Annotated in this window: 18 protein-coding genes and 1 pseudogene; 7 read left to right on the forward strand and 12 right to left on the reverse strand. The window is 55.3% G+C overall.

All coding sequences use genetic code 11. From position 1 onward, the window contains the following. Nucleotides 1-6 precede the first annotated feature (6 nt). Nucleotides 7-468 (forward strand): hydrogenase maturation protease, encoded by a 462-nt coding sequence (locus E3E25_RS10530; protein ID WP_167893265.1) that lies wholly within the window; start codon nucleotides 7-9, stop codon nucleotides 466-468. 29 nt (nucleotides 469-497) lie between these two features. Here E3E25_RS10530 and porB read toward each other — a convergent pair whose 3' ends face one another. From porB to E3E25_RS10565, 7 genes are all read right to left on the reverse strand, one after another. Further along, a complete protein-coding gene (gene porB / locus E3E25_RS10535) occupies nucleotides 498-1,493 on the reverse strand; it encodes a pyruvate synthase subunit PorB (protein ID WP_088181006.1) in 996 nt (331 codons plus the stop codon). A 10-nt stretch (nucleotides 1,494-1,503) separates the two neighbouring features. Beyond that, complete coding sequence (gene porA, locus E3E25_RS10540; RefSeq protein ID WP_167893266.1) at nucleotides 1,504-2,688, reverse strand: pyruvate synthase subunit PorA; 1,185 nt, start codon at nucleotides 2,686-2,688, stop codon at nucleotides 1,504-1,506. A gap of 11 nt (nucleotides 2,689-2,699) precedes the next feature. Then, nucleotides 2,700-3,017, reverse strand: coding sequence for a pyruvate synthase subunit PorD (porD, locus tag E3E25_RS10545; protein ID WP_167893267.1), 318 nt, complete (start codon nucleotides 3,015-3,017; stop codon nucleotides 2,700-2,702). Between the two features lie 66 nt (nucleotides 3,018-3,083). Beyond that, on the reverse strand, nucleotides 3,084-4,019 hold the full coding sequence (locus tag E3E25_RS10550; protein WP_167893268.1) for a 3-methyl-2-oxobutanoate dehydrogenase subunit beta: 936 nt from the start codon (nucleotides 4,017-4,019) through the stop codon (nucleotides 3,084-3,086). Between the two features lie 5 nt (nucleotides 4,020-4,024). Next, complete coding sequence (gene porA, locus E3E25_RS10555) at nucleotides 4,025-5,215, reverse strand: pyruvate ferredoxin oxidoreductase (RefSeq protein WP_167893269.1); 1,191 nt, start codon at nucleotides 5,213-5,215, stop codon at nucleotides 4,025-4,027. Between the two features lies 1 nt (nucleotide 5,216). Further along, nucleotides 5,217-5,534 carry a 3-methyl-2-oxobutanoate dehydrogenase subunit delta gene (locus tag E3E25_RS10560; protein WP_167893270.1) on the reverse strand — a complete coding sequence of 106 codons (318 nt, stop codon included), beginning with the start codon at nucleotides 5,532-5,534 and terminating at the stop codon, nucleotides 5,217-5,219. Between the two features lie 39 nt (nucleotides 5,535-5,573). Next, nucleotides 5,574-6,131 (reverse strand): pyruvate/ketoisovalerate ferredoxin oxidoreductase subunit gamma, encoded by a 558-nt coding sequence (locus E3E25_RS10565; protein WP_167893380.1) that lies wholly within the window; start codon nucleotides 6,129-6,131, stop codon nucleotides 5,574-5,576. A gap of 231 nt (nucleotides 6,132-6,362) precedes the next feature. On the opposite strand from E3E25_RS10565, the pseudogene E3E25_RS10570 reads away from it, so the two are divergent. Beyond that, nucleotides 6,363-7,324, forward strand: a pseudogene (locus E3E25_RS10570) (inorganic phosphate transporter). Here E3E25_RS10570 and hflX read toward each other — a convergent pair. Further along, a complete protein-coding gene (hflX, locus tag E3E25_RS10575; RefSeq protein WP_167893271.1) occupies nucleotides 7,316-8,590 on the reverse strand; it encodes a GTPase HflX in 1,275 nt (424 codons plus the stop codon). The pseudogene E3E25_RS10570 and the gene hflX overlap by 9 nt on opposite strands. Nucleotides 8,591-8,700: 110 nt before the next feature. Here hflX and E3E25_RS10580 point away from each other — a divergent pair, with 110 nt between their 5' ends. Further along, on the forward strand, nucleotides 8,701-9,057 hold the full coding sequence (locus E3E25_RS10580; RefSeq protein ID WP_167893381.1) for a carboxymuconolactone decarboxylase family protein: 357 nt from the start codon (nucleotides 8,701-8,703) through the stop codon (nucleotides 9,055-9,057). 14 nt (nucleotides 9,058-9,071) lie between these two features. Here E3E25_RS10580 and E3E25_RS10585 read toward each other — a convergent pair whose 3' ends face one another. Further along, nucleotides 9,072-9,404, reverse strand: coding sequence for a nascent polypeptide-associated complex protein (locus E3E25_RS10585; protein WP_167893382.1), 333 nt, complete (start codon nucleotides 9,402-9,404; stop codon nucleotides 9,072-9,074). A 58-nt stretch (nucleotides 9,405-9,462) separates the two neighbouring features. Between E3E25_RS10585 and E3E25_RS10590 the strand changes: the two genes are divergently transcribed. From E3E25_RS10590 to E3E25_RS10600, 3 genes are read left to right on the forward strand one after another with little or no spacing between them, the layout of a single operon-like run. Further along, nucleotides 9,463-9,675 carry a hypothetical protein gene (locus tag E3E25_RS10590; RefSeq protein WP_370456684.1) on the forward strand — a complete coding sequence of 71 codons (213 nt, stop codon included), beginning with the start codon at nucleotides 9,463-9,465 and terminating at the stop codon, nucleotides 9,673-9,675. 51 nt (nucleotides 9,676-9,726) lie between these two features. Continuing rightward, nucleotides 9,727-9,969, forward strand: a complete 243-nt coding sequence (locus E3E25_RS10595) for an AbrB/MazE/SpoVT family DNA-binding domain-containing protein (protein ID WP_206204721.1) — start codon at nucleotides 9,727-9,729, stop codon at nucleotides 9,967-9,969. Continuing rightward, nucleotides 9,966-10,340 carry a type II toxin-antitoxin system VapC family toxin gene (locus E3E25_RS10600; protein WP_167893272.1) on the forward strand — a complete coding sequence of 125 codons (375 nt, stop codon included), beginning with the start codon at nucleotides 9,966-9,968 and terminating at the stop codon, nucleotides 10,338-10,340. Before E3E25_RS10595 ends, E3E25_RS10600 begins: the two co-directional genes overlap by 4 nt. On the opposite strand, the gene E3E25_RS10605 is transcribed toward E3E25_RS10600, so the two are convergent. From E3E25_RS10605 to E3E25_RS10615, 3 genes are read right to left on the reverse strand one after another with little or no spacing between them, the layout of a single operon-like run. Then, nucleotides 10,337-11,371 carry a lipopolysaccharide assembly protein LapB gene (locus E3E25_RS10605; protein ID WP_167893273.1) on the reverse strand — a complete coding sequence of 345 codons (1,035 nt, stop codon included), beginning with the start codon at nucleotides 11,369-11,371 and terminating at the stop codon, nucleotides 10,337-10,339. The two genes, E3E25_RS10600 and E3E25_RS10605, sit on opposite strands and share 4 nt — an antisense overlap. After that, nucleotides 11,347-11,883, reverse strand: a complete 537-nt coding sequence (gene otg, locus E3E25_RS10610) for a methylated-DNA--protein-cysteine methyltransferase (protein ID WP_167893274.1) — start codon at nucleotides 11,881-11,883, stop codon at nucleotides 11,347-11,349. The genes E3E25_RS10605 and otg overlap by 25 nt, the downstream gene beginning before the upstream one ends. Further along, nucleotides 11,861-12,586 (reverse strand): RNA methyltransferase, encoded by a 726-nt coding sequence (locus tag E3E25_RS10615; protein ID WP_167893275.1) that lies wholly within the window; start codon nucleotides 12,584-12,586, stop codon nucleotides 11,861-11,863. Before E3E25_RS10615 ends, otg begins: the two co-directional genes overlap by 23 nt. Nucleotides 12,587-12,631: 45 nt before the next feature. Here E3E25_RS10615 and E3E25_RS10620 point away from each other — a divergent pair, with 45 nt between their 5' ends. Next, entirely contained in the window at nucleotides 12,632-13,531 is a 900-nt protein-coding gene (locus E3E25_RS10620) for a 2-dehydropantoate 2-reductase (RefSeq protein WP_167893276.1), read from the forward strand. Nucleotides 13,532-13,564 lie beyond the last annotated feature (33 nt).

Below are 13,564 nucleotides of genomic sequence, written 5' to 3' on the forward strand. Positions count from 1 at the left end.
TTCACCGTGAGGATCGACGAGATAATCGGAGATGCGCGCAGGATAGTCCTCTGTGGCGTGGGCAACGAGAAACGCGGTGATTATGGATTTGGGGCCTATCTGGCCGAGGCCCTTTCTCTGGCGGTGGAGAATCCCAACTTCCTTCCGATCAACTGCCACGACGTTCCTGAGAGCCAGGCGGGGGCCATAATACGCTTTCGTCCGGAGCTGGTGATAGTTGCGGTCCCCCTTGAATTCGGGAGTGGGCCCGGTAAAGTGGTCGCTGCCGACCCCTGGGAGGCTATTGGAGATGTTCCCGAGGACTTCCGCTTCCAGCTCAGGGTGACGCTCGACCATCTGGCCGAGATGCTTCCGGAGACCCGGTTCCTGCTCCTCGGCTGTCAGCCCGGGGACTGGATGGAAGTGAGCGAGGAAATTAAAAACTGCGTTAGGGCCCTCGCGCTGGCCTTCAAGGATGCGGTGGATTAACGCCAAAAAAGCCAGGAAAAAGGAAAGGCTCACTCCTCCGGCTTCGGGAGGGTGACGTCAACGCCAAGAACCTTCCACATAGCCTTGATCTGCTCGCGCATGACGTCTATCGCTTCCGGCTGCTTGAAGAGGTGCTTGAACCTGCCCTGGAGCTTAAGGTACTCCTCGATGGGCTTCTTGAACTCGATGGCTACCACGCGACCTCCCTCGCGCTTGACCTTGGCGCCCCCTCCTGGGGACTGTATCTTGATGTTCCAGAGGTCGCCGTTCTCGATTTCGAAGAGCGGCCAGACGCCGGTCTCGATGGCAAGGCGAGCTATCTCAACGCCCTTCTCGAGCGGGCTCTTCCAGCCGGTCGGGCAGGTACACTGAACCTGGACGAAAGCCGGGCCGTCCACCTTGGCGGCCTTCTTCATCTTCTTGACGAAGTCGAAGGGGTTGCCTATGCTGGCGGTTGCGACGTAGGGAACCTGGTGGGCGGCAGCTATGAGGGCGACCCACTTCTTGGGCTTGTCCTCACCGATGGAGTACTTGCCCGGCGGGCTGGTGGTGGTCCAGGCACCGTAGGGGGTTGAGCTTGACCTCTGGATTCCGGTGTTCATGTAGGCCTCGTTGTCGTACATCAGGTAAACGACGTTGTGCCAGCGCTCGAGCATACCGCTTAACGCTTGCATACCGATGTCCGCGGTACCGCCGTCACCGCCTATGGCGAGTATCTTGCCCTTCCTTCCGAGCTTCTTCCAGGCGGCCTCGACACCGCTAGCAGCTGCAGCTGCGTTCTCAAAGGCGACGTGTATCCAGGGGGCCTTCCAGGCGGTGTACGGGAAGACGGCACTAACGACTTCCATACATCCGGTGGCCTGAGCTATCGCGAAGGCGTTAGGATCACCGTACTTCTCCTCCATGGCCTCACTGAAGGCCTTGGTGGCGAGCCTGAGAGCGGTGGCACAGCCACAGCCGGCACAGGCGGCGTGACCGGGTGCCCAGTACTCGCGAGTTGTGATCGGGGGCTTTCTAACTGCCATCTTCATCACCTCACAGAATCTCCTTCCTCAGGCCGATCCAGTTGACCTCATCAAACTCCTCTCCAGCCAGAGCCTTCTGTGCTATGGCCAGGGCCTCGTCTAGGTCCTTGAAGGTGACGTCCCTGCCACCGAGGCCGAGGATGAAGTCAACGATCTTCGGCTTCTCGCTCTCGTTTATCAAAGCTCTGCTGAAGTCCTGGAAGAGTGCCCCACCGATGCTGAAGGTGACGTTCTTCTCGAGGAGAGCTATGACTTTCGCCTTCTTGGCGAGAGCGCGGACTTCTTCAGTCGGGAACGGCCTGTAAACTGTCATCTTTGCGGCACCGGCCTTTATGCCCTTCTCCCTGAGGTGGTCAACGTACTCCTTGACGGTTCCAGCTAAGGAGCCCATGGTAACGAAGATTATCTCAGCGTCGTCCGTCCTGTACTCTTCTATCTTCTGGTACTTTCTTCCAAACTTCTTCTCGAACTCGGCGAAAACCTCATCGATGACCTTCTTGGCGTTCTCGTTGGCCTCCCAGACAGTATAGCGGGCCTCCATGTAATGGGCCGGGAAGGCGAGGGTACCCTGGGTTATCGGCCTGGCCGGGTCGAGGTATGCGTACTTCGGCTCGTACTCGCCGAGGAACTCGTCCACAACCTCTTGATCGGGTATCTCGACCGGCTCAACGGTGTGGGTCAGGATGAAGGCGTCGAAGCCGACCATCGCCGGGAGAAGGACCTTCTCGTTCTCGGCGACCTTGTAGGCTATCAGAATGAGGTCAAGTGCCTCCTGGTTGTTCTCGGCGTAGAACTGCATCCAGCCGGTGTCGCGCTCGCTGATGGTGTCCTGCCAGTCGTTCCATATATTGATGGGTGCGCTCAGGGAGCGGTTTCCGACGGCGATGACTATCGGAAGGCGCATTCCTGCTGCAATGAAGAGTATCTCGTGCATGAGTGCAAGACCCTGAGAGGCCGTTGCTGTGAAGACTCTAACACCCGCTGCTGAAGCCCCAACACAGGCTGAAATCGCCGAGTGCTCGCTCTCGACCTTGATGAACTCAGCGTCGAGCTCTCCGTCGGCAACGAATTCACTAATCTTCTCTGGAACGAGCGTTGATGGTGTAATCGGGAACGCCGCTATGACCTTCGGCTTGGCGAGCTTGGCCGCCCAGGCAGCGGCTTCATTGGCCTTCATAACCTTTCTCATCGGCATCTTTCACCACCTCACTTGGTCTCCCTAACCATTATTATTGCATCCGTCGGGCACTCGTTCGCGCAGATTCCGCAACCCTTACAGTAGTCGTAGTCAAAGACCGGGTAGTTCTCCTCGTCGAGATAGATAGCCGGCTCCGGGCAGTATATGTAGCAGAGGTAGCAGCGGACGCACTTGTCCCGGTTGAACTCTGGCATGAAAACACGCCAGGAACCGGTCTTGTTTATGACGCTGCTCCCAGGAATCGTGGCTATCGCCCCTGGGGTCATCTTTTCGCTATACTCCTTCTGAACCCTCTCAATGTCGGCCTTAAACGGACTCTCGGCCATGTTTATCACCTCAGGTGAATTATCATATTGGAACTTAAACCTTGCGAGGAATTAAAGATGGAAAGCTCAGCCGAATACCTCGGCGAGCTTCTTGAGCTTCTCCCACTCGTGGTTGACCCACTCCTGGAGGATCTCTATGTCCTCCTTGGTCATGTACTTGAACCTGCCCTGGAGCTTGAGGAACTCCTCTATTGGTTTGGGCTCCTTCTTAGTTGAGGGCATGTTGATCTTGTACTTTCCGTTCTCGTACTCAAAGAGCGGGAAGTAGGCGGTCTGGACTGCTAAGCGGGCAAGCTCGATGCTCTTGTCGGTCGGTGAGCGCCAGCCTGTCGGGCACGGGGCGAAGAGCTGTATGAAGCTCGGACCCGGTATTTTTCTGGCCTTCTTGAGCTTCCTTATGAAGTCCTCTGGGAAGGCTATGCTGGCAGTTGCCGCGTAGGGTATCTCGTGGGCGATGACTATGTCGATGACCTTCTTCTTGTGCCTCCTCTCGAGGAAGTGCTTCTTTCCGCCGGGGGTGTTGGTGGTCCAGGCTCCGTAGGGGGTCGAGCCGGACCTCTGGATTCCGGTGTTCATGTAGGCCTCGTTGTCGTACATTATGTAAACTGCATCGTGTCCCCTTTCGAGGAAGCCTGAGAGTGCCTGCAGGCCTATATCGGCAGTTCCACCGTCGCCGGCCCACCCGACGACCATTATTCCGTCCTCGCCCTTGACCTTGTACCCCATAGCCTTCAGAGCGGCCTCAATGCCACCCATCACGGCACCGGTGGTCTCAAATGCCGTGTGGAACAGGTTGGCATCAAGGGTGTTGTAAGGCCACGCACCGGCTATGATGGTCGAACAGCACGCCGGGATTGTGAATATGGTCTTCCTTCCGTACGCCTTCAGCACGTAGCGAATACCGAGCGAGGCACCACACCCTTGGCAGGCTGTATGGCCAGCGTAAAAGTGCTCCTCAGCGGGAATGCTCAACCTCTTCTTAACGTTCTCGGGAATCTCCATCGTTCTCACCTCTTAAGGTGGTACCAGTCCACCTCTACATCAAGCTCTCCCTTCTCGATTATCGCCTTCATGTTCTCGGCTATCTTCCTGACGTCGCTGACGGTGAAGTCCCTTCCTCCGAGGCCGACTATGTAGTTCTTCATGAGCGGCTTTGCATTGGTGTTGTAGAGCGCTCCCTTGGCCTCGGTGAAGAGTATGCCCTCCTGTCCGAAGGAGAAGTTCCTGTCGAGGACGGCTATGCCATCAACGCCCTTTGCGAGCTCGTACAGTTCTTCCTTCGGGAAGGGCCTGAACCAGCGGACCTTTGCTGCTCCCACCTTGTAGCCCTCCTCGCGGAGGACGTCAACGGCCTGCTTGACGGTTCCCATGAGCGAGCCCATGCCCATGAAGACGAAGTCGGCATCCTCGGTCCTGTAGAGCTCGATCATCTGGCTGTAGTCCCTTCCAAAGCGCTCGCCGAACTCCTTTCCGACTTCTTTTATAACCTTCTTTGCCTCCTCATGGGCCTTGGCGAGTTTGTAACGGAACTCATAGTAATCGTTCGGCGTTGCAAGGGCACCTATCGACACTGGGTTGTCGAAGTCTGTGAGGGTGTAGAGAGGCTTCCTCGGCGGGAGGAACTCGTCAACCAGCTCCTGGGGGATCATCTCGACGACGTCGTAGGTGTGGCTCAGTATGAAGGCGCTTTCTATGACCATAGTGGGGACGTTAACCGTCTCGGCTATCTTGAATGCCATCAGCACGCCATCGTAAACTTCCTGGTTGTTCTCGGCGTAGAACTGCATCCAGCCGGTGTCGCGCTGAGCTAAACTGTCGGTCTGGTCGTCCCAGACGCTCCAGGGGGGAGCCATTGCACGGTTCACATCGACCATAACTATCGGGAGCCTCGCCCCAGCTGCCCAGTGGAGCATCTCGTGCATGAGCGCGAGACCCTGGGCGGAGGTTGCAGTGAATGCCCTGGCGCCGGTGGCACTGGCACCTATACAGGCGGCCATGGCTGAGTGCTCGCTTTCCACCGGAACGTACTCAAGTCCCTCGATCTCGCCGTTGGCCAAGAATTCGGCTATCTTCTCGATGATGCTCGTCTGGGGAGTGATCGGGTAGGCCGCGACGACCTCAACGCGGGCGTGCTTGACGGCGTATGCAGCGGCGTAGTTGCCGCTCACAACCTTCCTAATGGGCTTGTACTCGGCCATCTCACTTCTCCTCCTTCTCCATTGTTATAGCGTTGGTCGGGCACTCGTTCGCGCAGATTCCGCAACCCTTACAGTAGTCGTAGTCCACTCCAACATACCCATCCTCACGGATGAATATTGCCGGCTCCGGGCAGAACTTCCAGCAGATGTAGCACTTGACGCACTTGTCGTCGTCTATCACGGGTATGAATGTTCTCCAATCCCCAGTAAAGTTGCTCAGAGTGGTTCCCAGACTGATGGGGGCCTCAGGATACTCGTCCACAGATTTGAGGACGATCTTGGTTGCCCCTTCCTTCCTTTCACCAAACAACGTGTTCACGCTTTTCACCCCTTGTCAAGGATTATGAAGGAAAGAGAATCAGAGCTCGTAAATGGCGGTCTTGTTGAATGCTTCTTCAGCTGCCTTGGCGTTCTTCTCGCCAAGGGCTCCGGAGAAGACGTCCTGGATGGCCTTCTGGACGTGCTCGAGGGTAACGACGCCTGTGGCCTTTGAGACCGCACCGAGGATTGCGGTGTTGGTGATGGGCAGTCCTAGGACGTCGAGGGCTATGGTGGTAGCATCGACGAGGGCCAGCTTGGCCGGCTTCTTTTTGAGCTTCTCAAGAACCTCCTCCTTGCTCTTCTCGGTGTTGACGATGACTATGCCGTCGTCCTTGAGACCCGCTGTAACGTCAACTGTGTCGAGAAGGCTGGGATCGAGGACGACTACTATGTCCGGCTCGTAGATCTGGGTCTTTATCCTTATCGGCTTCTCGTCAATCCTGGTGAATGCCGTAACCGGCGCTCCACGCCTCTCAACACCGAAGAACGGGAACGCCTGGACGTACTTGCCCTCAAGGAAAGCAGCTGAGGCTAGTATATTGGCGGCGGTAACTGCGCCCTGTCCACCCCTACCGTGAAAACGAATCTCTATCATCATTCCTGCCTCCTTAAGTTTGTCAAACTTTAATCATCCAATGCATTTATTTAAGTTTCGGTATTGGCTTAACCGACCTTCGGCAGGTGTCTTTGGGTAGGCATGAACGTTGTCAGTCGTCAATGGCTTAATTAAGGCATCATTTCTCGAAAAAAGTTCGTTCACATCTTGGCAAAAACTTTTAAGCCTCGCCTCCACCGGGGATATATATAGACTATATAGGTGATACCCATGGACGGGCTGGCCCTTGCAGCGATTGCGGTGGCGTTCTACATAGCCTGGAACATAGGCTCCAACGATTCCGCCAACGCCATGGGCACCGCCGTCGGTGCCGGGATACTCAGCTTCCGCCAGGCCACGCTCACGATAGCGATATTCGTTGTTCTTGGGGCTTATCTCAAGGGATACAAGGTCATGAAGACCGTTGGGGAGGGAATAGTTCCCAGCGGCTTTTTGACCATGGAGATGGCTGTTATAGCCCTCCTGGCCGCTGGTGTATGGGTGACGATAGCGACCGTCAAGGGTTTGCCGGTTTCCACAACCCAGGCGATAGTGGGCGGTGTCATAGGGGTTGGCCTCGCGACAAGCGCACCCGTCAACTGGTACACCCTCCTTAAGATAGCCTCCGCTTGGGTTGTTTCACCCATACTTTCGGGGATACTTGCCATGCTTCTCTATCGCTTTTACTCTTGGGTCATCTCTAAAATCAAGAGCATGTCAACAATTGAGCCCTTTACAAGGCTCTGGCGATACTTGGGGGTTCCTACATGGCATTCAACTTCGGGACGAACGAGGTTGCCAACGCCTCCGGCCCAATAGTGGGTGCGGGCTTCATGGAACCCAAAACGGCCGGAATAGTGGTTGCACTCAGCCTGGCAGTTGGTTCGCTAACCTTCAGCTACGCGGTTATGCACACCGTCGGAAAGAAGATAACCGCCCTCGGCCCGGTTTCGGCCTTTGCAGCCCAGTTCGGCTCGGCAATAGCCGTCAGCCTGGCGAACTTCTTCGGACTTCCGGTCAGCTCGAGCCAGTCCATAGTCGGCGGCGTCGTTGGCGTTGGCCTTCTCGCGGGGGAAGGGGTTGAGAGGTCGGTCATCAGGGACATAATCTTCGGATGGGTCGCCACACCGCTGACGGCCATAGTTATCTCCCTGGTGATATTCAGGGCTTTCTCACTGGTGGGGCTAGTTTAGTCTCTTTATTCCAACCCCGAGCCTCGTCAGCTCCTTTATCATCCCCGTCTGAATGTACGCTTCTATCCTCGTTTCTTCCCCATACTCCACATTCAGAACCTCGCCGATGGCGTTTATCAGCGCCATAACCTGTGGCACCTTCTCCGGATCGTCCACGGTTATCTCAAAGGCACTGTACTTGGGCAGGGTTAGTATGACCTCCTCCAGGGCACTATAGAGTTCCTCCAGCTGGTTGAGCTTTGCAGATATTGCCACCACGCGGGAGACGTTTATACCACGCTCCTCGATTATCTCCCATATCCTCTTTGCCTTGTCCCTCACGTCCTCATCCGTGGTCAGGTCTATCTTGTTGAGCACGACTATCATTGGTTTATCAAGGGCCCTCAGTTCCCTGAGGACGTTGAGGGAAGCCAGAAACTTTCTCCTTATCTCGCCCCAGGGCTCGCTGACGTCGAGCACGAGGAGTATTATATCCGCCTTCACGATCTCCTCCAGCGTCGAGTGAAATGCCTCGACTATGAAGGGGGGAAGCCCGTCTATGAAGCCAACCGTGTCAGTCAGGAGAACCCTCTTTCCCGAGAGCTTGAAGCGCCGTGTGGTTGTATCGAGAGTCGTGAACATCTGGTTTCTCGCCTCTATCTCCTCCCTTGCCAGGGTGTTGAGTAGCGTTGACTTGCCGGCGTTGGTGTATCCTGCCAGGGCGAGGAGTATGAAGCCGACCTCCTCACGGCGTTTCCTCTTTACAGCCCGGTCGGCCTTGACTTTTTCCAGCTCTTTCCTTATCCTGCCCATTCTATACCTGATGTGCTTGAGGTACTGCCTGGTCTGGTATTCACCCATACCCTTGAAGCCTGCCCTGTCGCCAAGCTTGATTCTCCTAATTGCTTCCTTAACCAGCGGAACCTCGTACTGAAGGGAGGCGAGTTCAACCTGGAGCTTGGCCTCCTTGGAATGTGCCCGCCTCTCGAATATCTCAAGGACGAGCTGCCACTTGTCAATGATTTCAACCCTCAGCTCCTTCCAGAGGTTGTAGGCCTGGCTAGGCGTGAGCTTATTGGCGAATATCACCCTATCCGGCTTGAGCTCTCTCACGAGCTCCTTCAGCTCCTCCAGCTTGCCCTTTCCGATGTTGTACTTGGGATGCTCTTCCCTGTTCTGCTCCAGAATCGCCACTACCTCGTAGCCGGCACTCCTCAGGAGTTCCTCAAACTCCTCGCGGCTTATCCTGTCCCGCCTTGATTTCCTTATGACCCCTATCGCCCTCATCGTATCCACCTATTCGATGGGGTTTATAGTCTTTTGGAACGGCTGGTTTCTAACCTAAAGTTGGAGATAGGCCTTTAAACCCAGAACGCGAGTTATTTACGGTGGTTCCCATGGATTACGACGAGGTTAACGTCAAACTTCAGGAAATAGAAGAGCTCCTCGACAAACTCGGAAAGGAGCACCCGAAGGAGATATCGGCCTTCTCCCGCTTCCTGCGTGAGACCCTCGACAACAAGGCACTGACAACCCGTGAGAAGGAGCTCATAGCCCTTGCCCTTGGCATCGCCCAGGGCTGCGAGTGGTGCATCTACCTCCACACCCAGAAGGCCCTCGCCGCCGGCGCAAAGCCTGAGGAGCTTATAGAGGCAGGACTTGTCGCGGTTCTCATGGCCGGTGGTCCGGCGCTGATGCATCTCATCCCGCTCGTGAAGGCTATAGAGAACTTCGAAAAAGGGCAAAGGACATGAGGCCTTTTCTTTTTTCACTCCCCGCTCAGTTTAAGTATCGCCTCTGCCAGGTCCCCTTTGGCCTCCTCCAGGGCCTTCTTTGCGGCCTCGTAGTCAACGCCGGTCTGCTCCATCACGAGTTTTATGTCCTCCTCGGGGATGCTGACTATCGCCCTGACCTCCTCGGGCCCGATTATCTGGTAGCTCTTCTCGCCCTGCGCAGTGATAACCGTGACCGCGGGGTCTCTTATGATTATCTCCCTGTTCTCAAGTCTGATTACGACTTCCTTGACGCCATTGAGCTCCTCCATCTTGATGCCCATCTGGCGCATGAGCTTCTTCATTTGCCGGGGGTTCATTCCCATCATCGCTACCACCTGAGGAGAGTTTCACCCGGATTTTAAAAAGGTTGGCAAAGTTTTTTAGGTGCTCCGCAAAATCCCCTTCGGTGGGAGCATGCCCTACATCCCCCAGACCGTTCCCACGGATTTTCAGATTGTATTCGGCTTCTTAAGTATAGCCCTGCTTCTCCTAGCGACCTGGCTCTTCTTCGACTGGATGGAGCGCTATGCCGAGAAAAAGAAGAGGGAAATCGAGGAGGAACTGGAGGAGCTTGAGGAAACGGGAGAAGTGTATTAGGGAATCGTGTTTGCCAAAAACTATTTATTTTCCAAAAATCTAATCTTTACCATGGCAGTGGAAGTTGTGAGGCTCGACGACAACGGGAGGGTTTACCTCCCCGCCAGCATCAGGAAAAACCTCCGTTCCAGGGAGTTCTACGTCGAGGAGAAGGACGGCAGGATAATCCTGATTCCCGTCAGGGAGAAGCTGATGAAATACCGGGGAATTTTCCGGGGGGAAAACCTTACAGGTGAAGAAATTGACGAAATCGTGGACGAAGAAACTGAAAAGCTCCTGAGGGGAGAGCTGTGAGGGTCTACGTTGATGTTAACGTGATCTACTACCACCTTACTGATAACCCCGAGTTCTCTGATAGGGCCACCGATTTGCTGGAAGAACATTACGGGTCAATGATAACCTCATCTCTGACCGTTTGGCAGCTCTATATACTCCTCAGAAGGCTGAACAGTAACGGAAGGTTTGACCTTATGGAAATACTTCCGGAACTTGGGATTCGAGTCGTCCCGCTGACGCCTGAAATTCTCATGGAAGCGGAGAGAGTAGAAAAGCTGGATTTTGATGGCGCCATTCACTACACCACAATGAAGAAGTACGGCGTGAAGAGGATACTCTCGAACGACAGGAACTTTGACAAAATTGAGGGAATAAAGAGGGTATTTTAGCTCTGGTTCTCCTTCTCCTCCGGGAACTTCGAGGTCTCCTCGTTGGCCTTCATGATCTTCGCCCTGTACTCCTCGTATTTCTTTCTGGCCTCTTCCGCCTTGTCCTTCTCTCCCAGGTAGTCGTAGGCCTCAGCAACGTGCTTCCACCACATGGGGTCCTGCTCCGCCTCTTTCAGGCAGTATTCAAGGAACTTCTGGTATGCCTCCCTCGCCAGCCCCTCCTTTCCAAGCTTTCTCGCTATGTTTCCAACGTCCTCGTAAAAGACCCCCTCCTCCTGGGCTTCCTTCTGGTAGTACTCCAGGGCCTTTTCCCATGCTTCCCTGGCCTTCTCCTCGTTGCCCAGCTCTTCGTAGAGCTTCGCCACGTCCTCCCAGAACCACGGCTCCTCCTCGGCGTAGCGCTCAAGGGCTTTAGCTGCCCTATCCATGTTTCCCGCCTTCTTCCAGTACTCGTGGGCCTCCTTGAGGTAGTAGGTGTCCTTCTCCTTCTCATACAGCTGCTCGTAAATCTCCGCCGCCTTCTCGTACTTCTCGGCCTTCTCGTAGGCCCAGGCGGCGCTCTCCATCCAGCCGAGCTTCTCGTACATCTCAGCGGCCTTCAGGTAGTTTCCGGCCTTCTCGTACTTCCTTGCCGCGGCCTTGTATTTGCCCATCTTTTCGAGTTTTTCCGCCGAGCGGAAGCGGTCTGCCAGGCTTAAATCCGGCTCGCTGATATACCAGATGCCGAAGGCAACTATCGCGATGAAGAAGACTATTATACCGGCAACGACGTTGAGGCTCCGCCAGGTGGCGCTCAGGTAGAGGCCGTAGCCGCTTATCGCGGTGAAGACCGCAAGGATTATCCCGTACTTCCAGCTCTCGGCGTAGAGCGTCAGTCCGGTAAAGAAGAGCAGCATCAGGGTGACGCCGAGGAAGCCGAGGGTCAGGATAACCCTGAGCAGCATTGTCCAGCCGCCGTACCAGACTATTCCAGCGGCTATTGCTAGGATTGCTATCAGGAAACCGATTAGGTACGCTTTGAGCTTGTCCATCCTTCCACCCCCTCAATTTCGAGCAGGAACATCTTCTCCTCCAGCCTCGGAGTGTAGTAACCGATACCATCGCGAGCCACAACCCTGTGGCAGGGAACGACTATCGGGTACGGGTTCCTCTTCATGGCCCCGCCGATTGCCCGTGGAGACGTTCCCACGGCCTTCGCAAGGTTACCGTATGTTATAACGCTCCCTCTTTTAACGTTTTTCGTGAGCCATTCGTAAACTCGCCTCTCGAAGGGAGTAACTCCCTCGAAGGACAGCATCGAGAGGAGCTCCTCGTTGTTGAGCTCTCCGGTGATAACTTCCATTACCAGAGATGGGTACTGGCTCTTTTTCCTCGCGGCGTCAACGCTAACGCCCCTCTTTCTTAGAAAGGCCAAGAGGCGGTTTATGTTGCTCTCAAACTGCTCCCTTTCCAGGGAGAACGTTATTCCCTGGATTTTTTCGGAGTGGACTACCCCTATCCATACCTCTCTGCCCGCTATATCAAACCTCCCTACGCTCAGCATCTCCGCATTCCTCCAGTTTTTTAGAGGCTTTCCTGATCGGCCCGATGAGCGTGTGAACCTCCCTCCCGTAGAGGGCAGCCCTGCCAACGAAACGCCTGAAGACCTTTACGAAGACCTTCCTCCTCTCGGCGTCTTTGGGGTAGTTAAGAACCTCTAACAGTTTTTCCCAGGCATTCACCAGCTCCACCTTCTCCCTCCTCGTTGCGGGCTCGAGGGAGTGGACGTTAGCTTCTGGCCTCTCCTTCGCAAGCTCGTAGAGGATAACGGCAACGGATTGGGCAAGGTTCATGACCGGATAGGCCTCACTTGTCGGAATCGTTACCGTGAAGTCGAGCTTTGCCATCTCATCGTTCTTCAGGCCGATGCTCTCCCTGCCGAAGAAGAGGCCGACTCTCCCAGAATAGCCATGTAGGGTTTCTCCCAGCTCCCAGGGCATCAGCGGTGCCCTTTCGGGGATGTAGCTTTTCCCGGGCTTTCCTGTCGTTCCAACGGCGAGGTCAAAAAGCCCCAGAGCCTCCTCAAAGCTCTCCAATATCAGCGCGTCTTCGAGAACATCCACCGCGTGAACTGCGTAGCTGTAGCTTTCCTCGGTGACGTTCGGATTAACGAGGACTAACCTGGAGAAGCCGAAGTTCTTCATGGTTCTCGCTACCATCCCTATGTTCGCCGGCCCCTCTGGCTCGACGAGAACAACGCTTATCATCGATAGGGCTTTAAGGGTTTCTCTTTAAACGCTTGCGGTGGTGGAATGAAGATTTACGTACTCGGTGCGGGGAGCATAGGCTCGCTCTTCGGAGCCCTACTTACAAGGGCCGGCAACGACGTAACGCTCATCGGAAGGGAGGAGCAGGTAAGGGCCATAAACGAGAACGGGCTACACGTTTCTGGATTTGAGGAGTTCACTGTGCATCCGGAGGCAAGCCTCTACGCGCCCGATGAGCCCCCGGAGCTTCTGATACTCTCGACCAAGTCCTACTCTACCAAGGCCGCCCTTGAGTGTGCGCGCAACTGCATCGGGCCAGAGACGTGGATTCTCAGCATTCAGAACGGCCTGGGCAACGAGGAGCTTGCGTTGAAGGTTACGCCCAATGTTATGGGAGGGATAACCACGAACGGGGCGATGCTGGTCGAGTGGGGGCACGTGAGGTGGACAGGAAAGGGAATTACCGTCATCGGCAGGTATCCTAGAGGAAGCGACCCCTTCGTCGGAAAGGTCGCCGGGGTTTTCAACGCCTCCGGCCTGGAAACCCACGTCACGGAGAACGTGAATGGATGGAAATGGGCAAAGACCATAGTCAACTCAGTCATCAATGGGTTGGGAACGGTCCTTGAAGTAAAAAACGGCTTTTTGAAGGATAACCCGTACCTTGAAGCGATATCGGTTGAGATCGCCAGGGAGGGATGCCTCGTCGCCCAGCAGCTTGGCGTCCAGTTCGAGATGCACCCCTTGGAGCTCCTGTGGGACACGATAGAGCGCACTAGGGAGAACTACAACTCCACCCTCCAGGACATAAGGAGGGGGAAGAGGACGGAGGTTGACTACATCCATGGCAAGATAGTGGAGTACGCTAGCTCCGTCGGCATCGAGGCCCCGAGAAACGAGCTCCTCTGGGCACTCATCAAGGCAAAGGAAGGGCAAAGTAGATAAACCCCACGGTTGGAAGTTATCGAGGGGGAGGGA

Origin of the sequence: Thermococcus sp. MAR1 (assembly GCF_012027305.1) — an archaeon.
Classification (GTDB): domain Archaea; phylum Methanobacteriota_B; class Thermococci; order Thermococcales; family Thermococcaceae; genus Thermococcus.